This is a genomic window from Streptomyces sp. NPDC005004 (genome assembly GCF_053600675.1).
Genome location: NZ_JBSGAH010000007.1, coordinates 1 through 21,444, shown reverse-complemented (window position 1 = coordinate 21,444; position 21,444 = coordinate 1). Strand labels below are relative to the sequence as shown.

The following is a 21,444-nucleotide window of genomic DNA, read 5'->3' as shown; positions in this document are numbered from 1 at the left end:
CATGGGGGAGCCGCGATCGCGCCCAGATCCAGCAAAGCCGTCCCCCGAAGACTGCATGGTTCCGGCAATGATCTTCGCCGCGTCGCCTGGCATCATCACCCCGCTGTGTCAGGTCGCGACTACGACTCGAGGTGGTTGATCCCGTGAGGCTGACCCGTGTGACGCTTGCTGTGGCTGCCGGGGCGATGGCTCCGGCGTTGCTGTTCGCGACGCCCTCTTTCGCGGCAGGTGCCTCGGCGCCCGCGGCGACCGCACCCGCGGCGACTCCTGCCCTCGTGGCCGACGCCGGGTCGCCGTACGACGACATGGACGCGGACGATCTGCGGATCGCGATCCTGCGCATCCTGGCCGACCCCGACAGCGGTCAGCGCGTGAAGCAGGAGGCCAACGCGCTGCTCGACAGCGGGACCGTGGAAGAGATGCGGGCCTGGCTGGAGACCGGCTACCCGTTGGCCCAGGCCGAGGACGACCGGGTGGCGCTCGTCCGCCTGCTCGGCGACCCCGACAGCGGCAAGCGGGTGAAGCGCGAGGTCAACGAGCTGCTCGACCGCAACGACCCCGCCGAGATCCGCGCCTGGCTGGAGTCCGGCTACGTCCTCGCCCAGGCCGAGGACGACCGCGTCGCCATCGCCAAGATCCTCGCCGACCCCAACACCAGCCCCGCCCTGCGCGCCGCCGCGAACGCGGCCCTGGACGACGGTTCTCCGGAGGCCCTGCGCCACTTCCTCGAGGTCGGCCGGTACGAGGTCTGAGGAGGAAACAAAGAGGCAGACACGGGAGTGCCCCCGGTTCCGAAGCAGGAGCCGGGGGCACGTCCTTGGCGCCGGGTCGGGCGCCGACGATCACACGTCGTAGTACAGCTCGAACTCGTGCGGGTGCGGGCGCAGGGCCAGCGGAGCGATCTCGTTCGTGCGCTTGTAGTCGATCCACGTCTCGATGAGGTCCGGGGTGAAGACGTCGCCCTGGAGGAGGAAGTCGTGGTCGGACTCGAGGCGGTCGAGGACGGCGCCGAGGGAGGTGGGGACCTGGGCCACGTTGGCGTGCTCTTCGGGAGCCAGCTCGTAGAGGTCCTTGTCGATCGGCTCGGCGGGCTCGATCTTGTTCTTGATGCCGTCCAGGCCCGCGAGGAGCAGGGCGGAGAAGGCGAGGTAGGGGTTGCCGGAGGAGTCGGGCGCGCGGAACTCGACGCGCTTGGCCTTCGGGTTGGAGCCCGTGATCGGGATACGCATCGCCGCGGAGCGGTTGCGCTGCGAGTACACCAGGTTGATCGGCGCCTCGAAGCCCGGCACCAGGCGGTGGTACGAGTTCACCGTCGGGTTGGTGAAGGCCAGCAGCGACGGGGCGTGCTTGAGGATGCCGCCGATGTAGTAGCGGGCGGTGTCCGACAGGCCCGCGTAACCGGCCTCGTCGTAGAAGAGCGGGTCGCCGCCGGACCACAGGGACTGGTGGACGTGCATGCCCGAGCCGTTGTCACCGAAGATCGGCTTCGGCATGAAGGTCGCGGTCTTGCCGTTGCGCCAGGCGACGTTCTTCACGATGTACTTGAAGAGCTGGAGGTCGTCGGCCGCGGCGAGCAGCGTGTTGAACTTGTAGTTGATCTCCGCCTGGCCGGCCGTGCCCACCTCGTGGTGCTGGCGCTCGACCTTCAGACCCGCCTTGTCCAGCTCCAGGGAGATCTCCGCGCGCAGGTCGGCGAAGTGGTCCACCGGCGCCACCGGGAAGTAGCCGCCCTTGTAGCGGACCTTGTAGCCGCGGTTGTTCTCGACCGCGCCGGTGTTCCAGGCGCCGGCCTCGGAGTCGATGTGGTAGAACGCCTCGTTCGCGCTGGTGGCGAACCGCACCGAGTCGAAGACGTAGAACTCCGCCTCCGGGCCGAAGTACGCGGTGTCCGCGATGCCCGTGGAGGCGAGGTACGCCTCGGCCTTCTTCGCCACGTTGCGGGGGTCACGGGAGTACTGCTCGCCCGTGATCGGGTCGTGGATGAAGAAGTTGATGTTCAGCGTCTTGTCGCGGCGGAACGGGTCCACACGGGCCGTCGACAGGTCGGCGCGCAGCGCCATGTCGGACTCGTGGATGGCCTGGAAACCGCGGATCGACGAGCCGTCGAACGCCAGCTCCTCGTCCGGGTCGAACGCCTCGACGGGCACGGTGAAGTGCTGCATGACGCCCGGCAGGTCGCAGAAACGGACGTCTACGAACTTGACGTCCTCGTCCGCGATGAACTTCTTGGCCTCGTCGGCGTTCTGGAACATCCAGCTCCTCCTACTCCCGGCCAGTCCGGTCGGGGTGGCAGATCGGGTTCGTGCGGCCAGTGCGGTGGCACACGCTGGTTCCGACACTAGGGATGCGCGGTTTCTCGGGCGTGACTCGTTTGTTTCGCAGAAGTTAACCGGCCGCCCCTCCACCGTAGCCCCGGAACCCCCCTCCACGCGGTGATCGAAACCGGGCACAGTACCGTGGACGGGTGGACAACAGGCAAGCAATGGGATCGTGGCTCTCCGGGCCCCGCGCGGCCATGGAAGAGGCGGGCGCGGACTTCGGGTACCGGGGCGAGCAGCTCGGGCTTCCCGAGGACGGCCCGAACTCCGTCGCCCGGCCCGGCAGGCGGCTCGGCGCGCTCGCCGTGGACTGGGGGCTGTGCGTCTTGATCGCATACGGCCTGATCACCCACGGCAACAGCCCCGCCACCAGCAACTGGGCGCTTCTCGTCTTCTTCGCGATGAGCGCGGTCCTGGTCGGCACCCTCGGCTTCACCCCGGGCAAGCGGCTCTTCGGGCTGCGCGTGGTGTCCCTGGAGACCGGCGTGGTCAACCCGCTGCGCGCCGTGCTCCGTACCGTCCTGCTCTGCCTCGCCGTCCCCGCCCTGGTCTGGGACCGCGACGGCCGCGGCCTGCACGACCGCCTCGCCAAGACCGTCGAGGTCCGTATCTAGTTCCGTCTCCAGTCGGTGCGGCGCGGATTCAGCCGGTACGGCGCGGGCGAGGACCGAGAACACACGAGAGCGGGGCCCGACCGGGAGGAACTCCTCCGGTCGGGCCCCGCTCTCGTACGTGTGGGAAGCCGGTCAGCGGGACTTCGGGCTGCCGCCCTTCGGCAGGCGCATCCCCTTCGGCATGGGGCCCTTCGGGAGCGGCATGTTGCTCATCAGGTCGCCGAGCGCGCGCAGCCGGTCGTTGGTGGCGGTCACCTGCGGGCCGGTCAGGACGCGCGGGTACTTCAGCATCGTCGTGCGCAGCTTCTTCAGGTCGACCTGACCCTCGCCGCCGCCCACGATCAGGTCGTGCACGGGCACGTCCGCGACGATGCGGTTCATCTTCTTCTTCTCGGCCGCGAGCAGGCTCTTGACCCGGTTCGGGTTGCCCTCCGCGACGAGCACGATGCCGGCCTTGCCGACCGCGCGGTGCACGACGTCCTGGCTGCGGTTCATCGCCACGGCGGGGGTGGTGGTCCAGCCCCGGCCGATGTTGTCCAGCACCGCCGCGGCGGCGCCCGGCTTGCCCTCCATCTGCCCGAAGGCGGCCCGCTCGGCCCGGCGGCCGAACACGACGGCCGCGGCCAGCAGACCGATCAGCAGGCCCGCGAAGCCGAAGTAGTACGGGTGCCCGACCAGGAAGCCGATCACGAGGAGGACACCGAAGATACCGAGTGCGACGGCAGCCAGTACCAGGCCGATCGTCTTGTCGGCCTTCTGGGTCATCTTGTACGTGAGAGCGATCTGCTTCAGTCGCCCTGCGCTCGCGGCGTCCGCCGCGGTTTCCTTCCTCGCCATGCCACGAGTCTACGTGGCATCCGGAGCGCTCTCGACGGCGGTGTCGGGAGGGTCACACCCGGGCGGGGAACGGTCAGAGACGGGCGGCGGCGCGGTCGAGGACCTGCTGGGCCTCGACGCGGTCCCTGGCCCGGCGGCGGTCCTCCAGGACCGAGGTCCAGGCGTTGCGGCGGGCGGTGCGCTGACCGCCGTTCATCAGCAGGGACTCGACGGCGCGCAGGGCGCCGCTCAGGGACGGGATGGCGTTGGCGCGGACGGGTGCGGCCTGCATGATCGAGGTCCCCCCTCGGAGCGGGTGGAGTACGGGGCGTGATTTCAGGGTCACTGATTGGTGTTACCAGGGCGTGACCGACCGGTCAAACGCCAGTGAAGCCCTGATGCGGACCCCGGGTACGACGGCGCGGCCCCGGCGGGTGCCCTCATCAGCGAGGACGGCCGGGACCGCGTCGACTCGGCCATTACTGGCCAGTAGGAACTTGTGCGTGAATTCACACGGCTTGCTCACACCGATCGGGCGCCCGGGGCGCGCGCCGGGCGCGTCAGCGCGCGTGCGCCGGCGGAGGTACGTCAGACCGCCTGGCTGGCGACGAACGCGCCCCGCTTCTCGATCGCCATCTGGTAGAGGCGCCCGGCGCGGTACGACGAGCGGACCAGCGGGCCGGACATCACACCGGAGAAGCCGATCTCCTCGGCCTCCTCCTTCAGCTCCACGAACTCCTGCGGCTTGACCCAGCGCTCCACCGGGTGGTGCCGCAGCGAGGGGCGCAGGTACTGGGTGATGGTGACCAGCTCGCACCCGGCCTCGTGCAGCTGGCGCAGCGCCTCGCTGATCTCCTCGCGGGTCTCGCCCATGCCGAGGATCAGGTTCGACTTGGTGACCAGGCCGAAGTCGCGCGCCTCGGTGATGACCTTCAGCGAGCGCTCGTAGCGGAAGCCGGGGCGGATGCGCTTGAAGATGCGCGGGACCGTCTCGACGTTGTGCGCGAAGACCTCGGGGCGGGACTCGAAGACCTCGGCGAGCTGCTCGGGCACCGCGTTGAAGTCGGGGGCGAGCAGCTCGACCTTGGTGCGGCCGGCCTCGCGGCCCGCGGTCTGGGCGTGGATCTGGCGCACGGTCTCGGCGTACAGCCAGGCGCCGCCGTCCTCCAGGTCGTCGCGGGCGACGCCGGTGATCGTGGCGTAGTTGAGGTCCATGGTGACCACGGACTCGCCCACGCGGCGCGGCTCGTCGCGGTCCAGGGCCTCGGGCTTGCCGGTGTCGATCTGGCAGAAGTCGCAGCGCCGGGTGCACTGGTCGCCGCCGATGAGGAAGGTGGCCTCGCGGTCCTCCCAGCATTCGTAGATGTTGGGGCAGCCGGCCTCCTGGCACACCGTGTGCAGACCCTCGCTCTTCACGAGGTTCTGCATCTTCGTGTACTCGGGGCCCATTTTCGCCCGGGTCTTGATCCACTCGGGCTTGCGCTCGATGGGGGTCTGGCTGTTGCGGACCTCCAGGCGCAGCATCTTGCGTCCGTCGGGTGCGACTGCGGACACGACCGGCTCCCTGTAGCTTCGATTCTTCGGCGTACAACAGAGTACGCCCGTGTTCATTGGGCCCTACGGGTGAGGAAAACCTCGCGGACGCAGGCCGAATTCCCGGTCGGTCCGATCAGACCGTTCCCGGCCGGACCGATCAGACCGCGGCGGTCTTCTCGATCACCCGGGGCTTGAGGTCCGCGTTCTCCATGACGTCCCGCAGATGCCGCTCGACCACCGGCACGACCTCGGCGATCGTGATGTCCCGGCCCAGCTCGTTGGCCAGTGAAGCGACTCCGGCGTCGCGGATGCCGCAGGGGATGATGCGGTCGAACCAGCGGTTGTCCGGGTTCACGTTGAGGGCGAAGCCGTGCATCGTGACGCCCTTGGCGACGCGGATGCCGATCGCGGCGATCTTGCGGTCCTCGCGGCGCTGGCCCGCGTTGGAGGGGGCGTACTCCGGGCCGTTCAGCCGGGGGTCGAACTCCTCGTCGTTCAGCCGCGGGTCGAAGTCCAGGGAGAGTCCGCCGAGCGCGGGGCGCTGCTCGACCGGGTCGCCGAGCACCCAGACCCCGCTGCGGCCCTCGACACGGGTGGTTTCCAGGCCGAACTCCGCACAGGTGCGGATCAGGGCCTCCTCCAGGCGGCGTACGTGGGCGATCACGTCGACCGGGCGGGGCAGCTTCTGGATCGGGTAGCCCACGAGCTGGCCGGGGCCGTGCCAGGTGATCTTGCCGCCCCGGTCCACGTCCACCACCGGGGTGCCGTCGAGCGGGCGCTCGCTGTCCTCGGTGCGCCGGCCCGCCGTGTACACCGGGGGGTGTTCGAGGAGCAGCACCGTGTCGGGCACCTCGTCGGCGAACCGGGCGGCGTGCACCCGGCGCTGCTCGTCCCAGGCCTCCTGGTACTCGACGGCGTCCGCGCCGAACCCCATGTGGACGAACCGCAACTCACTCACGGCAAGCGCCTCCCTCAGGCGACCCCTCGTTCAGGCCACCCCTCGTCGGGTCTGTCAGGCGCGTCGGGCGCCCACGCCACTGTACGTCCGGCTCGGACACGTCAGTCCCGCGGGTGATCCTCACACGATCGGATGAATGCGCGGCGGAATGTGCGACCGCTTGCTCACTCTCCGCTACATTCGCGCCGTTCGTGCGGCCGAAAGGGCTGCTCACAGGCGATCCCGGCACCTCAGGGGGCTGGAAGGCAGGAGACCGCACCACAGATGACGGACCGACCCGCGCAGCGCACCCCCAACCGCCAGCTCGCCGCGCTCATCGCAGAGGCGGGGTTCTCCAACGCGGGTCTGGCCCGGCGCGTCGACCAGCTCGGCCTGGAGCACGGGCTGGACCTCAGATACGACAAGACCTCCGTCACCCGCTGGCTGCGCGGTCAGCAGCCCCGGGGCACCACCCCGGCGCTCATCGCCGAGGTCTTCACGCGCCGCCTCGGACGCCGGCTGACCGCGCAGGACCTCGGCCTGGACGCGTGTGCGCCGGTGTACGCCGGGCTCGAGTTCGCCTCCACGCCGGAGGAGGCGGTGGACATCGTCGGCGGGCTGTGGCGCAAGGACTCCGGCAGCCACGCCGAACTGCGCCGGATCGCCTTCACCCCGGCCGGGCTCGTGGTGCCCAGCCGGGACTGGCTGATCGGCAGGCCGGACGACCGGGTGGCGCGCGAACCGGCACCCCGGGTGCCCGCGCAGGGCCGCCACGGCAGCACGCCCGAGCGGGCCGAGCCCGTCCCCGGCGCGCTCCGCCCGCCCGGCCACCCCGACCGCTCCTCCGGGCACCGGGTGACCTCGGGCGACATCGCCGCGCTGCGCTCGGTCGGGGAGCTGTTCCGCACCCTGGACGACCAGTACGGCGGCGGCCACGCCCGGCAGGCCCTCGTGCGCTACCTGGAGCACGAGTGCGAGCCGATGCTGCGCGGGGTCTACTCCGAGCAGACCGGCCGCAGGCTCTTCGGCGCCGCCGCCGACCTCACCCGGCTCGCGGGCTGGACGTCGTACGACATCGCCGCCCACGGGCTCGCCCAGCGCTACTTCGTCCAGGCCCTGCGGCTGGCCCAGGCGGCCGGCGACCGGGCCTACGGTTCCTACGTGCTGGTCACCATGAGCCGTCAGGCCGTCTACCTCGGACACGGCCGCGAGGCCCTCCAGCTCGCCCGGGTCGCCCAGCAAGGGATGGGCACGACGGCGCCCCCGGTCGTCCAGGCGCTGCTGCACGCGGCGGAGGCGCGGGCGCACGCGGTGCTGGGGGAGGCGCGGGCGTGCACCAGCGCGCTGCTGCGCGCCGAACGCGCCCTGGAGTCCGCCCGGCCCGGCGACGAGGTGCCGTACTGGGCGCGCTTCTTCGACGAGGGCCAGCTCGCGGACGAGCTGGGGCACTGCCACCGGGACCTCCAGCAGTTCCGCGCGGCCGCGCAGCACGCGGAGCGCGCGCTGCGGCTGCGCGGCCCGGCGCACGCCCGCAGCCGGCTGTTCTGCCGCGTGGTCCTCGCCACCGCCCGGCTCGGTCTCGGCGAGCTCGACCAGGCGTGCGCGCTGGCCGCCGACGCGGCGGCGCAGGCGGCGGAGATGCGCTCGGTGCGCGCGGTGGAGTACGTCCGGGACTTCGAGCGGCGCCTGGAGCCCTACCGGGACGCGGCTCCGGCGCGGGGATACCGGGAGCGGATCGCCGCCCTGGGCTGAGCGGCGGTCCGTTTGGTCCTCCTGGGGCCGGTCCGGCCCTGGTCGCGCTACGCCGCTCGGGGCACCGTCGCCGCCGGGTCGGCGCGGTGCATCGAGCCCGCCGCGCCGAGGTCGCTCAGCAGGGCCGCAGCGGCGCGGTGGGCGGAGTGCAGGGCGCCCTGGACGGTGCCGGAGTCGCGGTGGTCGCCGCACACGTACAGGCCCGCCATCAGGCGCACCGGGCGGCGCGCGTCGTACGGCGGGCGCAGGGCCGGGACCGCTTCGGGGGTGTGGTGCACGGCCAGGGTCTCCCAGCGGTGCGTCGAGGTGCCGTAGAGGCGGGCCAGCTGGATGCGGACCGCGCCGTCCAGCTCGCCGGGGGCGCCGGACGGGGTGCCGAGCACGGTCGAGGAGATCAGCACGCGTCCGGCGGGCGCCCGCCCCGGGTCCACGGCACTGAGCACCGCCGTGTGCGCGACCGGACCGCCGCGGTCGGCGTCCAGGAGCAGAGCGGAGCCGGTGGCGAGCGCGGGGGCGGGGTCGTCGGTGGTGTGGTGGACGACGGTCACCGGGTGGAAGTCCGGCACGCGCAACCCGGGCAGCAGCTCGGCGGCGGCCCGCGCGCCGGTCGCGAGAAGCACCGCGCGGCAGCGGATCACGCCGTGCTCGGCGGTGGTGACCGAGGTGGTGGAGACCGAGGTGACGCGGACGCCGGTGCGCACGGTGCCGGGCGGCAGCGAGCGGGCCAGGCGGTCCGGGAGCGCCTGGGAGCCGCCCTCCGGCACGCACAGCCGTCCGCTCGCGAAGGCGTGCAGCGCCAGGTCGGCGGCCCGGCTGGAGGTGGTCAGCTCCGGGTCGCACAGCAGGGCGGCGAGCAGCGGGCGCAGGAAGCCCTCGACGGTGCGGGGCGGCAGGCCGCGCGCCTGGAGGGCGTGGGCGGCGGGCAGTTCGGGACGGGCCAGCAGACGGTCGACGGGCGTGGCGGCGAGCCGGTTCAGGGCGCTGCCGAGCCGTGCCCGGTCCACGGCGCCCCCGGCCGCCCCGGCCGTACGGCTCTCGCGGGCGCTTCCCTGGCCCCGAGGGGCGCTCGCGAGGGCGCGCGCGATGTGAAGTGCGCCCCTTGCGCCCCCTACGACCGCCGGGGCGCCCGCCCGGTGCCGGTGCCCGTCGCGGTGCAGTAGGACCCCGGGCGCGAAGCGGCGCAGCGGCAGCGCTTCGAGACCGGGGACGGTGCGCAGTTCGGGCCAGGACGTGAACAGCGGCTGTCCGAGCCGGTCGAGCCGGAAGCCGTCGACCTTCTCGGTCGACATGCGGCCGCCGACACACGCGTCGGCCTCCAGGACCGCGGTCGACACTCCAGCACTGGCGAGCCGACGGGCCGCCGCGAGGCCGGCGATCCCGGCTCCCACGACGACGACGTCCACCTGGTACGCGGGCTCAAGCACGAGGCCCCTCCTGTGGTTGCGCGGCCGGTGGAGACGTGATGCCCCCAACAGGCCCCGGGGATACCCGAGTTCGGGTCGAGGTTAGGGCCCCGAACGGTCAGGGACAGTCGCGCATCGACAGGGCACGGTCGCATGGAGGTCGCATACGGTCACAGCGCCGCGCGGATCGTGTCCTCGATCCCGGGGAACGCGAAAGCGAACCCCGACTCCAACAGCCGCGTGGGCACCACCCGTTGACTGCCCAGCACATCCCCGGCCATCTCCCCGAGCACCGTGCGCAACACCGCCGCCGGGACCGGGAACGGGGTCGGCCGGTGCAGCACGCGCCCCATCGCCTCGGTGATCTCCTGGTTGGTCAGCGGCTCGGGCGCGGTCAGGTTGAACGGCCCCGACAGATCCTCACGGTCCATCAGGTGCCGGATCGCCGCCACCTCGTCGTGCAGCGCGATGTACGACCAGTACTGCCGCCCGTCCCCGAGCCGCCCGCCGAGCCCCGCCTTGAACAGCGGGAACAGCCGCCCCCACGCGCCGCCTCCGGACGCCACCACCAGACCGGTGCGCACGAACACCGTCCGCACGCCCGCCTCCCGCACCGGCGCCGCCGCCTCCTCCCACTCCTCGCACACCGAGGGCAGGAAACCGTCGCCGGGCGGGGCGCTCTCGTCGGTGATCCGGTCCCCGGTGTCGCCGTAGTAGCCGATCGCGCTGCCGTTCACGAAGACCCGGGGCGGCTCCGGCAGCGAGGCGGCAGCGTCCGCGAGCGCCGCCGTGCCCAGCACCCGGCTGTCCCGGATCAGCCGCTTGTACTCCGGCGTCCAGCGCTTGTCCCCGATCCCGGCCCCGGCCAGGTTCACCACCACGTCGCAGCCGTTCAGCCCGGCCGCGTCCACGGTCTGCCGCCCGGGGTCCCAGCGCACCTCGTCCGCGCCCCGCGGCTCGTGCCGCACCAGCCGGACCACCTCGTGCCCGTCGCCCCGCAGGGACCGCACCAGGGCGCTGCCGATCAGACCGGAAGCACCGGCCACCGCGATTTTCGAATGCTCCATGATCCCAGCATGGCCGCCCACGCCCCGGAAACCGGGGAGAACGGCCGCCCGGCGCCCCAAGTCGCCGCCCGGCGCCCGCCGTACAGTCCTCGCATGACACAGCCGACACAGCCCCGCATACGACCCGCCCGGCCCGAGGACGAGGCGGAACTGGCCCTGCTCGACCGGCTCACCTGGTCCACCCTGCACTCGGTGCAGCCCGAGCCGAGCCCGCCGTACCCGGCCTTCTTCGACGACCGGCACCTCCCGGAGAACCACCTGGCCGCCGAACTCGACGGCCGCCTCGTCGGCTACGTGCGGGTCTGCCCGCCCACCCCGCTCGCCGTGAACGCACACGTACGGCAGATCCAGGGCATCGCCGTCGCCGAGGAGGCACGCGGCCTGGGCGTCGGCCGCGCCCTGGTCCGGGGCGCCGTCGAACTGGCCCGCGCGCAGGGCGCCCGGCGCCTCACCCTGCGCGTCCTCGGCCACAACACCCCGGCCCGCAGGCTCTACGAGGCCGAGGGCTTCAAGGTGGAGGGCGTGTTCCCGGAGGAGTTCCTCATCGCCGGGGAGTACGTGGACGACATCTGCATGGGCCGCTCGGTCTGAGACCCCCCGGACCCCCGCGCGGCTTCCCGGGCGCCCTACGACGACGTGATCAGATGCCCCGTGTCCACCGGTGCCGTCGCCTTCGCCGCCCGGGAGGCGTCGCCCTTGACCTCCGCCGCCGTGAGCGCGTACCCCGTCTCGGAGTCCGAGGTGGAGCGGGCGAACACCACGCCGTACACCCGCCCGGACGTGGTCAGCAGCGGTCCGCCCGAGTTGCCCGGGCGGACCGTCGAGCGCACCGAGTAGACCTCGCGCGTGACCGTGCGGTCGTTGTAGATGTTCTGGCCGGTCGCCCGCACCCGGTTCGCCACCGTCGCCGCCTGGAGGTCCAGCCCGCCGTCCTCCGGATAGCCCGCCACCACCGCCGAGTCCCCGCGCCGCGCACCGTCGTCGAAGCGCAGCACCGGGGCGCTCAGCCGGGGCACGTACAGCACCGCCACGTCCCGGTTCGGGTCGAAGAGCACCACCCGCGCCGCGTACGACGGGCCGACCCCGCCCACCCGCACCGTCGGGTCGTCGATCCCGGCCACCACGTGCGCGTTCGTCATCACCCGGTGGGGCGCGTACACGAACCCGCTGCCCTCGCGGCCCTCGGCGCCGACCGCGCCCTCGATCTTCACCGTGCTCGTCCGGGCGGCCTCCGTCGCCTCCGCCGTCACGCTGTCCCCGCTGGGCTTGGCCACCTGTGCCGTGGACTCGTTCTCGAACGGGTTGAAGACCTGCGGGAACCCCGCCTGAGTCAGCGCCGAGGTGGCCCGCGCGAACCACACCGGGGTCGTCTCCGGCATCGTCTTCTGCACCGCGCCGAGCAGCGCCGAGTTGCGGATCGCCGTCGTCAGCGTCTGCGAGGGCGCCGCCGCGAGGACGCTCGCCGCCACCCACGCCACGAGCAGCACCGCCACCGAGTTGGCCGCCGCCCCGCCCATGCCGTCCACGACCCGCAGCGCGCCCCCGCCCGTGCGGTCGATACGGCTGCGCAGCCGTAGTCCCAACTGGCCCGCCAGCTCGTGCCCGATCACACCCGGCACCAGCACCGTCAGCACCGCGACCACGGTCGCCGCGGCCGATCCGCGCTCCACCAGGCCCGTCACCCAGGGCAGCACCCAGACACCGACGGCCGCGCCGCCCACGAACCCGGCCAGCGACAGACACCCGGCCACCAGACCACGCCGGTACCCGGCCGCCGCGTAGACGAGGACCACCAGCACGAGCAGCACGTCGAGCAGGTCCACGAAGCCGCCTTTCTCTCGGACCCCCCAGTACGGTCGGGACACGCCCGCTGATCAGCCGCGCGCGAGCGCCCCGGCGGGGAAACGGCGCGCGTGTGCGTGTACCCCCGGAAACGTCCCGGACGGGGACGATGGTTCCACCGGGTGGCACAGCACACATCGCGGACCGGGCCCGGCGATCCGACGATGGGATCATGCGTGCCACGCGAGGACCGGACGGACAGAGGCGGCGCGTCCGGGTACCCGGCGCGGTGCTTCTGGTCGTCGGCTGCCTGCCCGCGCTCACCGCCCTGATCGCGGTGCTCGTCCTCGCGCGGGGCAGCGAGAGCATCGTCACCCACCACTCCGTCCGCCCCCTCACGACCGCCCCCCACGCGCCGACGCCCCACCACGCGCCCCGCCCGGTGATCGTGCCCCGCTCCGCCTGGCTGGACGCCACCGCCCGGCACGAGCAGCCCGCCCCGCGCTACGACGACAAGGTGATCGCCGTCTTCGTCCACCACACCGACTCGCCGAACGGCTACGACTGCGCGGACGCCCCGCGCATCATCCGCGCCCTGTACGCGGGCCAGACCGGCAGCCGCCACTGGGACGACATCGGCTACAACTTCCTCGTGGACCGCTGCGGCACCGTCTACGAGGGCCGCGCCGGGGGAGAGGACCGGGCCGTCACCGGCGCCCACACCCAGGGCTTCAACCACCGCACCGCCGGGATCGCCGCGCTCGGCACCTTCACCGCGGGCGTCCCCGTCCCGCGCGTGATGACCGACGCGATCGCCGCCGTGGCCGCGTGGAAACTGGGCCTCGCCGACGTCGACCCGCGCTCCCGGGTCCGCCTGGTCTCCAGCAGTGGACTGAGCCGCTACCAGGCCGGTACGACCGCCACCCTCCCGGCGCTCGCGGGCCACAACGACGGCTACCAGACCACCTGCCCCGGCGCCGCCCTGACCGCCCGCCTCCCCGAGATCAGGAACGCGGCGGCCCGGCTGCAGGGCAGGTGAGCGGCGGACCGGTGAACGGGGCGCCGCAGGGCGGGCGGGCACGCCTCACTCCCTGAAGCGTTCCCACAGGACCGGGTAGCGTTCCGCCAGCACCCCGTCGTTCTCGAAGTCGAAGGCCGTCCCCGCGGGCTCGGCGGGCGCCGGGGCGATCCCCAGGTCCGGGGCGACCACCCCGGTCAGCCGCTCGTACGCCTCGTCGGCCGCGTACCCCAGCTCCTCGCCGTCGCCGTCCATCTCCTCGTCGAAGTCGTCCAGCAGCTCCGCCAGCGCGTCCGGGTCGTGCAGCGCGCCCTCGAACACCTCCCGGCCCTGGCCGATCAGCCAGCACCGGAAGTAGTCGAAGGCGTCGTCGCTCGCCCCGTCCAGCAGAATCCAGGCCGCGCCCCACAGATCCCAGCGGTAGGCGCGGTTGTAGCGGGCCTCGAAGTGACGGGCGAAGTCCAGGACCATGTCCGGGTCGAGCTGGAGCAGCTTGTCCACCAGCAGGTCGGCCTGCTCCTCGGGGTCGCCCTCGGCGGCCTCGCGGGTGGCGTCGATCAGCTCCCAGAACTCCGTCTCGTCCATCACGGCACAAGCATCGGGCCTCGGCACCCGCCCCGCACGCGGAACGGCACGGTGGACCGGCGGGAGACGGACCCGGGAAACGAAGAAGGGGCACGGCGTGCTGCCGTACCCCTTCGACCGACCTCAGAAGGTCACAGACCGTACTTCTCGCGGGCTTCCTTCACCGCCGTGGCCTTGACCGCGCCGCGCTTGGCGAGCTGGGCCAGGGCCGCGACCACGATCGACTCGGCGTCGACACCGAAGTGCCGGCGGGCCGCCGCGCGGGTGTCGGAGAGGCCGAAGCCGTCCGCACCCAGCGAGGACCAGTCCTGGTCGACCCACTGCGCGATCTGGTCGGGGACCTGACGCATGTAGTCGGAGACCGCGAGGACCGGGCCCTCGGCGCCCTGGAGCGCCCGGCGCACGAACGGCACCCGCTCCTCGCCGCGCAGCAGGGCCGCGTCGGCCTCCATCGCGTCGCGGCGCAGCTCCGACCAGGAGGTCGCGGACCACACGTCGGCGGCCACGCCCCACTCCTCGGCGAGCAGCTTCTGCGCGTCCAGCGCCCAGTGGATCGCCGTGCCCGAGCCCAGGAGCTGGATGCGGGGGGCGTTCGCCGGGACGGTCACACCCGCGGACTCCGCCGTGTTGAAGCGGTACAGGCCCTTGACGATGCCCTCGTCGATGCCGGGGACGGCGGGCTTGGCCGGCTGCGGCAGCGGCTCGTTGTAGACCGTCAGGTAGTAGAAGACGTCCCTGTCCTCGTCCGGCGCGGCCTCGCCGTACATCCGGCGCAGACCCTCCTTGACGATGGCGGCGACCTCGTAGGCGAACGCCGGGTCGTACGTCAGCGCGGCCGGGTTGGTCGCGGCGATCACCGGGGAGTGGCCGTCGGCGTGCTGGAGCCCCTCGCCCGTCAGGGTCGTACGGCCCGCGGTCGCGCCGACGAGGAAGCCGCGGCCGAGCTGGTCGCCGAGCTGCCACATCTGGTCGGCCGTGCGCTGCCAGCCGAACATCGAGTAGAAGATGTAGAACGGGATCATCGCCTCGCCGTGCGTGGCGTACGCGCTGGACGCGGCGATGAAGTCGGCCATCGAACCGGCCTCGGTGATCCCCTCGTTGAGGATCTGGCCGTTCTTGGCCTCCTTGTAGTACATCAGCTGGTCGCGGTCGACCGGCTCGTACGTCTGGCCCTTGGGCGAGTAGATGCCGAGCGACGGGAAGAGCGACTCCATGCCGAAGGTGCGCGCCTCGTCGGGGACGATCGGCACCCAGCGCTTGCCGGTCTCCTTGTCGCGGACCAGGTCCTTGACCAGACGGACGAACGCCATGGTGGTCGCTACGTTCTGCGAGCCGGAGCCCTTGTCGAAGGAGGCGAACGCCTTGTCGGCCGGGGCGGGCAGCGCGGGCAGCGGCTGCGTGCGGCGGGCCGGGGCCGGACCGCCGAGAGCCGCGCGGCGCTCCTGGAGGTAGCGGACCTCGGGGGAGTCGGCGCCCGGGTGGCCGTAGGGCACCTGGCCGTCGGCGAAGGCGCTGTCCGGGATCGGCAGCCCGAGGAGGTCGCGCATCGCCTTGAACTCGTCCACCGAGAGCTTCTTCATCTGGTGGTTGGCGTTCTTGGAGGCGAAGCCCGGGCCGAGGGTGTGGCCCTTGACCGTCTGGGCCAGGATCACGGTCGGCGCGCCCTTGTGCTCGACGGCCGCCTTGTACGCGGCGTAGACCTTGCGGGCCTCGTGGCCGCCGCGCGAGAGGTGGAAGCACTCGAGGATCTTGTCGTCGCTCAGCAGCTTCGCCATCTCCACCAGCGCCGGGTCGGCACCGAAGAAGTCCTGGCGGATGTAGGCCGCGTCACGCGTCTGGTACGTCTGGATCTGGGCGTCCGGCACCTGGCGCAGACGGCGGACCAGCGCGCCCGTGGTGTCGAGCTGGAACAGCTCGTCCCAGGCCGTGCCCCACAGCGTCTTGATGACGTTCCAGCCCGCGCCGCGGAACTGGGCCTCCAGCTCCTGCACGATCTTGAAGTTCGCGCGGACCGGGCCGTCCAGGCGCTGCAGGTTGCAGTTGATGACGAAGGTGAGGTTGTCCAGCTCCTCACGGGCGGCGAGCGCGAGAGCCGCCGTCGACTCCGGCTCGTCCATCTCGCCGTCGCCGAGGAACGCCCACACGTGCGAGGCGGAGACGTCCTTGATGCCGCGGTTGGTCAGGTAGCGGTTGAACCGCGCCTGGTAGATCGCGGAGAGCGGGCCGAGGCCCATCGACACCGTCGGGAACTCCCACAGCCAGGGCAGCCGGCGCGGGTGCGGGTAGGAGGGCAGGCCGTTGCCGCCCGCCTCCTGGCGGAAGTTGTCGAGCTGGGTCTCGGTCAGCCGGCCGTCGAGGAAGGCGCGGGCGTAGATGCCCGGGGAGGCGTGGCCCTGGATGTAGAGCTGGTCGCCCGAGCCGTCGCCCTCCTTGCCCTTGAAGAAGTGGTTGAAGCCGGTCTCGTACAGCCACGCGGCGGAGGCGAAGGTGGCGATGTGGCCGCCGACGCCGTACTTGCTGCCCCGGGTGACCATCGCGGCCGCGTTCCAGCGGTTCCAGGCGGTGATCCGGGACTCCATCGCCTCGTCACCGGGCACGCCCGGCTCGGCGGCGGTGGGGATGGTGTTGAGGTAGTCCGTCTCGACGAGCTTCGGCAGCCCGATGCCGTCCGCCTCGGCGCGCTCCAGCGTGCGCCGCATCAGGTACGCGGCGCGATGCGGGCCCGCTTCCCTGGCGACGGCGTCCAGGGAGGCCCGCCACTCGGCGGTCTCCTCGGCGTCGCGGTCCGGGAGCTGGTCGAGCGCGCTCTGCTGGATGGCGTTGGGGTCGGTCATGTCGCCGCCTTCCTCAGTCGAAGGGGGTGCCCTCAAGGAGAAGAGGTATGGGGGTGCCCTTGGTCTTTGGCAGGACAGGGCGAGAACTTCGGTGGAAGTCCGTCGGTGACTGTAACCCCCTGATCGATGATCGATCAAAGGTTTGGGGGTGAAAACCCCGTCTTTGCGCGAAAGTAGGCACCCGGTGTCTTTCGGGCAGGCACCCGGTGCCGTGTTTTTGCGGGTTTTCGTGCCCGTTTCCGCAGGTGAGCGGGGTACGGCTCAGGCGCGGGGCGCGCAGCCCAGCACGTGCGCCTTGACCAGCTCGGCGATCCGGGGGTCGTGGCGCTTGAACGCCTCCACCAGCTCCTCGTGCTCCTCCGCGTACGACTGCTGGACGGTGCCCAGCCAGCGGATCGACAGCGCGGTGAAGACCTCGATGCCGAGCCCCTCCCAGGTGTGCAGCAGCACGGAGTTGCCCGCGGCGCGCACCAGTTCGCGGTGGAAACCGACGGTGTGGCGGACCTGGCCGGTGCCGTCCGCGGCCCGGTCGGCCTGGTAGAGGGCCGCCACGTGGGGCTCCAGGGCCGAGCAGTCCTCGGCGAGGGTCTCGGCCGCGAGTTCCGCCGCGATGGCCTCCAGGCCCGCCCTGACGGGGTAGCTCTCCTCCAGGTCCGCCGCCGTGAGGTTGCGGACGCGGACGCCCTTGTTCGGGGCGGACTCGATCAGGCGGAGGGTCTCCAGCTCGCGGAGCGCCTCGCGGACCGGGGTCTGGCTGACCTCCAGTTCCGTGGCGATACGGCGCTCCACGATGCGCTCGCCCGGTTGCCAGCGGCCGCTGACGATGCCCTCCACGATGTGCTCGCGGATCTGTTCGCGCAGCGAGTGGATTACGGGCGCGGTCATTCTGGGCTCCTTCGCGAGGCGGCTCTACGACGATAAGGGTGCGGTGCGGATGCCGTGCGGCGCATAGGGGTGCTTTTGCCCAGGTGAGACGAGGGGCACAGGGTGTTTTCGAGGCATCTCGCCGCAGGGGTGCGGGTTTGGGGCGGGTGCGGCACCGTCGTGGCTTGTCGCGCCCGCGCGGCGGAGCCGCATACCGACACAGCCCCGCGCCCCTGACGAGGTGCGGCCGGCCGGCGCCGACAAGCCCAAGCCCTCCGGGAACGGCGAAGCCCCCTGTCGTGGCCGACAGGGGGCTTCTTCACAGGCCGTGGGGTTACAGGCCGAGCTCCACCTCGAACTCGCCCGCTTCCAGGATCTGCTTGACCGTCGTCAGGTAACGGGCCGCGTCGGCGCCGTCGACCAGGCGGTGGTCGTAGGAGAGGGTCAGGTAGGTCATGTCGCGGACGGCGATGACCGTGCCCTCCTCCGTCTCCAGGACGGCCGGGCGCTTCACCGTGGCGCCGATGCCGAGGATGGCGACCTGGTTCGGCGGCACGATGATCGTGTCGAACAGGGCGCCGCGCGAACCGGTGTTGGAGATGGTGAAGGTCGCGCCGGACAGCTCGTCCGGGGTGATCTTGTTGGCGCGGACCTTGCCGGCCAGCTCGGCCGTCGCCTTGGCGATGCCCGCGATGTTGAGGTCACCGGCGTGCTTGATGACCGGGGTCATCAGGCCCTTCTCGGAGTCCACCGCGATACCGACGTTCTCGGTGTCGAAGTAGGTGATGGTGCCCTCGGCCTCGTTGATGCGGGCGTTGATGACCGGGTGGGCCTTCAGCGCCTGCGCGGCGGCCTTGACGAAGAACGGCATCGGGGAGAGCTTGACGCCCTCACGGGCGGCGAAGGAGTCCTTCGCCTTGCCGCGCAGCTTCATCAGACGGGTGACGTCGACCTCGACGACCGAGGAGAGCTGGGCCTGCTCGGTCAGCGCCTTGACCATGTTGTCGCCGATGACCTTGCGGATGCGGGTCATCTTGACGGTCTGGCCGCGCAGCGGGGAGACCTCCAGCGCCGGGGCCTTCTTCGCGGCGGCCGGAGCGGCGGCGGCCGGAGCCGGAGCCGGGACGGCGGCCTTCGCGGCCTCGGCGGCGGCGAGGACGTCCTGCTTGCGGATACGGCCGCCCACGCCGGTGCCCTTGACGCCGGCCAGGTCGACGCCGTTCTCGGCGGCGAGCTTGCGCACCAGCGGGGTCACGTAGGCGCCCTCGTCGGTCGCCTGCGTGGCGGTCGGGGAGGTGGGCGCGGTGGCCGGGGTCACCGGAGCCGGAGCCGGAGCCGGAGCGGCCGGGGCCACCGGGGCCGGAGCGGCAGCGGCGGGCGCGGCCGGAGCTGCGGGGGCAGCGGCGGCGGGCGCGGCGGGAGCCGGAGCCGGGGCGACCGGAGCCGCGGGGGCGGCCGGGGCGGGAGCCGGAGCCGGGGTGGCCGGGGCGGCCGGGGCAGCGGCGGCGGGGGCCGGGGCGGCCGCGGGGGCGGCACCGGCGGCACCGATGACGGCGAGCTTGGCGCCGACCTCGGCGGTCTCGTCCTCGCCGACCACGATCTCCAGCAGGGTGCCCGAGACGGGCGCCGGGATCTCGGTGTCGACCTTGTCGGTGGAGACCTCGAGCAGCGGCTCGTCGGCCTCGACCGAGTCGCCGACCGACTTCAGCCAGCGGGTGACGGTGCCCTCGGTGACGGACTCGCCGAGCGCGGGCAGGACCACGTCGGTGCCCTCGGCGGAGCCGCCGCCGGAGGTGGCCTCGGCGGTCGGGGCCGGGGCGGGGGCCGCCTGCTCGGTGGAGGGGGCGGACTGCGGGGCCTGCTCGGCGGCGGGGGCCGGAGCCGCGGGGGCCTCGGCGGCGGCCGGGGCCGGGGCGGCGGCCGGGGCGCCGGAGCCGTCGTCGATCAGGGCCAGCTCGGCACCGACCTCGACGGTCTCGTCCTCGGCGACCTTGATCGAGGCCAGCACGCCGGAGACGGGCGAGGGGATCTCGGTGTCGACCTTGTCGGTCGACACCTCGAGCAGCGGCTCGTCGGCCTCGACGCGCTCGCCCTCGGCCTTCAGCCAGCGGGTGACAGTGCCCTCGGTGACGCTCTCACCGAGCGCCGGAAGGGTTACGGAAACCGCCATGGTTTCGGTTGCTCCTTAAGGAATTGCGGAAGTCTGTGTCGTCGCGCCCGAGGGCCGATGGCTCAGTCGTGGGCGTGCAGCGGCTTGCCGGCCAGCGCCAGGTGCGCCTCGCCGAGCGCCTCGTTCTGCGTCGGGTGGGCGTGGATGAGCTGGGCGACCTCGGCCGGCAGCGCTTCCCAGTTGTAGATGAGCTGAGCCTCGCCGACCTGCTCGCCCATGCGGTCGCCGACCATGTGGACGCCGACCACGGCACCGTCCTTGACCTGGACGAGCTTGATCTCGCCCGCGGTCTTCAGGATCTTGCTCTTGCCGTTGCCCGCCAGGCTGTACTTCAGAGCGACGACCTTGTCCGCGCCGTAGATCTCCTTGGCCTTGGCCTCGGTGATGCCCACGGAGGCGACCTCCGGGTGGCAGTACGTCACGCGGGGGACACCGTCGTAGTCGATCGGGACGGTCTTCAGACCGGCCAGGCGCTCCGCCACCAGGATGCCCTCGGCGAAGCCGACGTGCGCGAGCTGGAGGGTCGGGACCAGGTCACCGACGGCCGAGATGGTCGGCACGTTGGTGCGCATGTACTCGTCGACCAGGACGTAGCCGCGGTCCATCGCGACGCCCTGCTCCTCGTAGCCGAGACCCTGCGACACCGGGCCGCGGCCGACGGCGACGAGCAGGACCTCCGCCTCGAACTCCTTGCCGTCGGCGAGGGTGACCTTGACGCCGTCCTGGGTGTACTCGGCCTTCTCGAAGAAGGTGCCCAGGTTGAACTTGATGCCGCGCTTGCGGAAGGCGCGCTCCAGGAGCTTGGAGGAGTTCTCGTCCTCGACCGGCACCAGGTGCTTGAGACCCTCGATGACGGTCACGTCGGCGCCGAAGGACTTCCAGGCCGAGGCGAACTCGACGCCGATGACACCGCCGCCGAGGATGATCGCGGACTTGGGCACGCGGTCCAGGACCAGGGCGTGGTCGGAGGAGATGATCCGGTCGCCGTCGATCTCCAGGCCCGGCAGCGACTTCGGCACGGAGCCGGTCGCGAGCAGGACGTGACGGCCCTGGACGCGCTGGCCGCCCACGTCCACCGAGGTGGGGGAGGACAGCCGGCCCTCGCCCTCGATGTACGTCACCTTGCGCGAGGCGATCAGACCCTGGAGGCCCTTGTAGAGGCCCGAGATCACGTCGTCCTTGTACTTGTGGACGGCCGGGACGTCGATGCCCTCGAAGGTGGCCTTCACACCGAACTGCTCGCTCTCGCGGGCCTGGTCGGCGATCTCGCCCGCGTGCAGCAGGGCCTTGGTGGGGATGCAGCCCCGGTGCAGGCAGGTGCCGCCGACCTTGTCCTTCTCGATCAGGGCGACGTCCAGGCCCAGCTGCGCTCCGCGCAGGGCCGCGGCGTAACCACCGCTGCCACCGCCGAGGATCACTAGGTCGAAAACGGTGCTGGCGTCGTTCGCCACGTCACGTCCTCCATGCATGTGCGCCGTACGCCGGTCGTCGGTGACCGGCAGGCGGCTGGTGTCCGGCCGCTTGATGCTTCGGCCCTCGGGTGGGGCCCTGTCCTGCCGGGCTCCATCTTTGCACTTGTCCGGGGTGGTCCATACGCCGGGCCGGGGTGTGAGACGTCCCACGTCCGCTCCGGCGGCACCGCAGGCAAAAGGGGCGCGCGGCCGCGGAGTTCCGGGCTGCGCGCGTGGTGCAGGGCGCGGTGGCCGAGGAGGACGTCGTACGCCTGGTTCAGCGCGCGGGTGACGTCG

The 21,444-nt window shown here is 72.2% G+C and carries 18 protein-coding genes; 5 read left to right on the top strand and 13 right to left on the bottom strand.

Features of this window, described 5'->3' with window-relative positions:
* Nucleotides 1-143 precede the first annotated feature (143 nt).
* A complete protein-coding gene (locus ACWEEU_RS11465) occupies nucleotides 144-752 on the top strand; it encodes an ALF repeat-containing protein (RefSeq protein ID WP_385747929.1) in 609 nt (202 codons plus the stop codon).
* A gap of 90 nt (nucleotides 753-842) precedes the next feature.
* On the opposite strand, the gene glnA is transcribed toward ACWEEU_RS11465, so the two are convergent.
* Nucleotides 843-2,252 (bottom strand): type I glutamate--ammonia ligase, encoded by a 1,410-nt coding sequence (gene glnA, locus ACWEEU_RS11460; protein ID WP_385747927.1) that lies wholly within the window; start codon nucleotides 2,250-2,252, stop codon nucleotides 843-845.
* Nucleotides 2,253-2,464: 212 nt separating this feature from the next.
* Here glnA and ACWEEU_RS11455 point away from each other — a divergent pair, with 212 nt between their 5' ends.
* Entirely contained in the window at nucleotides 2,465-2,932 is a 468-nt protein-coding gene (locus ACWEEU_RS11455; RefSeq protein ID WP_385747925.1) for an RDD family protein, read from the top strand.
* A 132-nt stretch (nucleotides 2,933-3,064) separates the two neighbouring features.
* Here the strand turns inward: ACWEEU_RS11455 and ACWEEU_RS11450 are convergent, their stop codons facing one another.
* The 4 genes from ACWEEU_RS11450 to lipB form a co-directional block, all read right to left on the bottom strand.
* The gene (locus ACWEEU_RS11450; RefSeq protein WP_199583505.1) at nucleotides 3,065-3,769 is read right to left on the bottom strand and encodes a DUF4191 domain-containing protein; all 705 of its coding nucleotides are present in this window, start codon (nucleotides 3,767-3,769) and stop codon (nucleotides 3,065-3,067) included.
* A gap of 73 nt (nucleotides 3,770-3,842) precedes the next feature.
* The gene (locus ACWEEU_RS11445) at nucleotides 3,843-4,040 is read right to left on the bottom strand and encodes an SCO2195 family GlnR-regulated protein (protein WP_385747923.1); all 198 of its coding nucleotides are present in this window, start codon (nucleotides 4,038-4,040) and stop codon (nucleotides 3,843-3,845) included.
* A gap of 296 nt (nucleotides 4,041-4,336) precedes the next feature.
* Nucleotides 4,337-5,302: a lipoyl synthase gene (gene lipA / locus ACWEEU_RS11440; protein ID WP_362386309.1), complete on the bottom strand. Its 966-nt coding sequence runs from the start codon at nucleotides 5,300-5,302 to the stop codon at nucleotides 4,337-4,339.
* A gap of 139 nt (nucleotides 5,303-5,441) precedes the next feature.
* On the bottom strand, nucleotides 5,442-6,242 hold the full coding sequence (gene lipB, locus ACWEEU_RS11435) for a lipoyl(octanoyl) transferase LipB (RefSeq protein WP_451731070.1): 801 nt from the start codon (nucleotides 6,240-6,242) through the stop codon (nucleotides 5,442-5,444).
* A gap of 264 nt (nucleotides 6,243-6,506) precedes the next feature.
* On the opposite strand from lipB, the gene ACWEEU_RS11430 reads away from it, so the two are divergent.
* Nucleotides 6,507-7,973 carry a regulator gene (locus tag ACWEEU_RS11430; RefSeq protein WP_385747920.1) on the top strand — a complete coding sequence of 489 codons (1,467 nt, stop codon included), beginning with the start codon at nucleotides 6,507-6,509 and terminating at the stop codon, nucleotides 7,971-7,973.
* A 47-nt stretch (nucleotides 7,974-8,020) separates the two neighbouring features.
* On the opposite strand, the gene ACWEEU_RS11425 is transcribed toward ACWEEU_RS11430, so the two are convergent.
* Nucleotides 8,021-9,397: an NAD(P)/FAD-dependent oxidoreductase gene (locus ACWEEU_RS11425; protein WP_451731066.1), complete on the bottom strand. Its 1,377-nt coding sequence runs from the start codon at nucleotides 9,395-9,397 to the stop codon at nucleotides 8,021-8,023.
* Nucleotides 9,398-9,546: 149 nt separating this feature from the next.
* The gene (locus ACWEEU_RS11420) at nucleotides 9,547-10,443 is read right to left on the bottom strand and encodes a TIGR01777 family oxidoreductase (RefSeq protein WP_451731063.1); all 897 of its coding nucleotides are present in this window, start codon (nucleotides 10,441-10,443) and stop codon (nucleotides 9,547-9,549) included.
* A gap of 93 nt (nucleotides 10,444-10,536) precedes the next feature.
* Here ACWEEU_RS11420 and ACWEEU_RS11415 point away from each other — a divergent pair, with 93 nt between their 5' ends.
* Nucleotides 10,537-11,034: a GNAT family N-acetyltransferase gene (locus ACWEEU_RS11415; RefSeq protein ID WP_385747915.1), complete on the top strand. Its 498-nt coding sequence runs from the start codon at nucleotides 10,537-10,539 to the stop codon at nucleotides 11,032-11,034.
* A gap of 35 nt (nucleotides 11,035-11,069) precedes the next feature.
* On the opposite strand, the gene ACWEEU_RS11410 is transcribed toward ACWEEU_RS11415, so the two are convergent.
* Nucleotides 11,070-12,266 carry a MarP family serine protease gene (locus ACWEEU_RS11410; protein ID WP_451731059.1) on the bottom strand — a complete coding sequence of 399 codons (1,197 nt, stop codon included), beginning with the start codon at nucleotides 12,264-12,266 and terminating at the stop codon, nucleotides 11,070-11,072.
* A 191-nt stretch (nucleotides 12,267-12,457) separates the two neighbouring features.
* Here ACWEEU_RS11410 and ACWEEU_RS11405 point away from each other — a divergent pair, with 191 nt between their 5' ends.
* Nucleotides 12,458-13,264, top strand: a complete 807-nt coding sequence (locus ACWEEU_RS11405; RefSeq protein WP_385747911.1) for a peptidoglycan recognition protein family protein — start codon at nucleotides 12,458-12,460, stop codon at nucleotides 13,262-13,264.
* A gap of 45 nt (nucleotides 13,265-13,309) precedes the next feature.
* Here the strand turns inward: ACWEEU_RS11405 and ACWEEU_RS11400 are convergent, their stop codons facing one another.
* The 5 genes from ACWEEU_RS11400 to lpdA all read right to left on the bottom strand — a co-directional run bounded on the left by ACWEEU_RS11400 (nucleotide 13,310) and on the right by lpdA (nucleotide 21,147).
* Entirely contained in the window at nucleotides 13,310-13,828 is a 519-nt protein-coding gene (locus ACWEEU_RS11400; protein WP_385747949.1) for a DUF4240 domain-containing protein, read from the bottom strand.
* Between the two features lie 131 nt (nucleotides 13,829-13,959).
* Complete coding sequence (gene aceE, locus ACWEEU_RS11395; RefSeq protein WP_451731055.1) at nucleotides 13,960-16,662, bottom strand: pyruvate dehydrogenase (acetyl-transferring), homodimeric type; 2,703 nt, start codon at nucleotides 16,660-16,662, stop codon at nucleotides 13,960-13,962.
* Nucleotides 16,663-16,923: 261 nt separating this feature from the next.
* Nucleotides 16,924-17,547 (bottom strand): GntR family transcriptional regulator, encoded by a 624-nt coding sequence (locus ACWEEU_RS11390; RefSeq protein ID WP_385747908.1) that lies wholly within the window; start codon nucleotides 17,545-17,547, stop codon nucleotides 16,924-16,926.
* A gap of 313 nt (nucleotides 17,548-17,860) precedes the next feature.
* Nucleotides 17,861-19,696 carry a 2-oxoglutarate dehydrogenase, E2 component, dihydrolipoamide succinyltransferase gene (gene sucB / locus ACWEEU_RS11385; RefSeq protein WP_451731052.1) on the bottom strand — a complete coding sequence of 612 codons (1,836 nt, stop codon included), beginning with the start codon at nucleotides 19,694-19,696 and terminating at the stop codon, nucleotides 17,861-17,863.
* A gap of 62 nt (nucleotides 19,697-19,758) precedes the next feature.
* Complete coding sequence (lpdA, locus tag ACWEEU_RS11380; RefSeq protein WP_385751552.1) at nucleotides 19,759-21,147, bottom strand: dihydrolipoyl dehydrogenase; 1,389 nt, start codon at nucleotides 21,145-21,147, stop codon at nucleotides 19,759-19,761.
* Nucleotides 21,148-21,444: the final 297 nt, after the last annotated feature.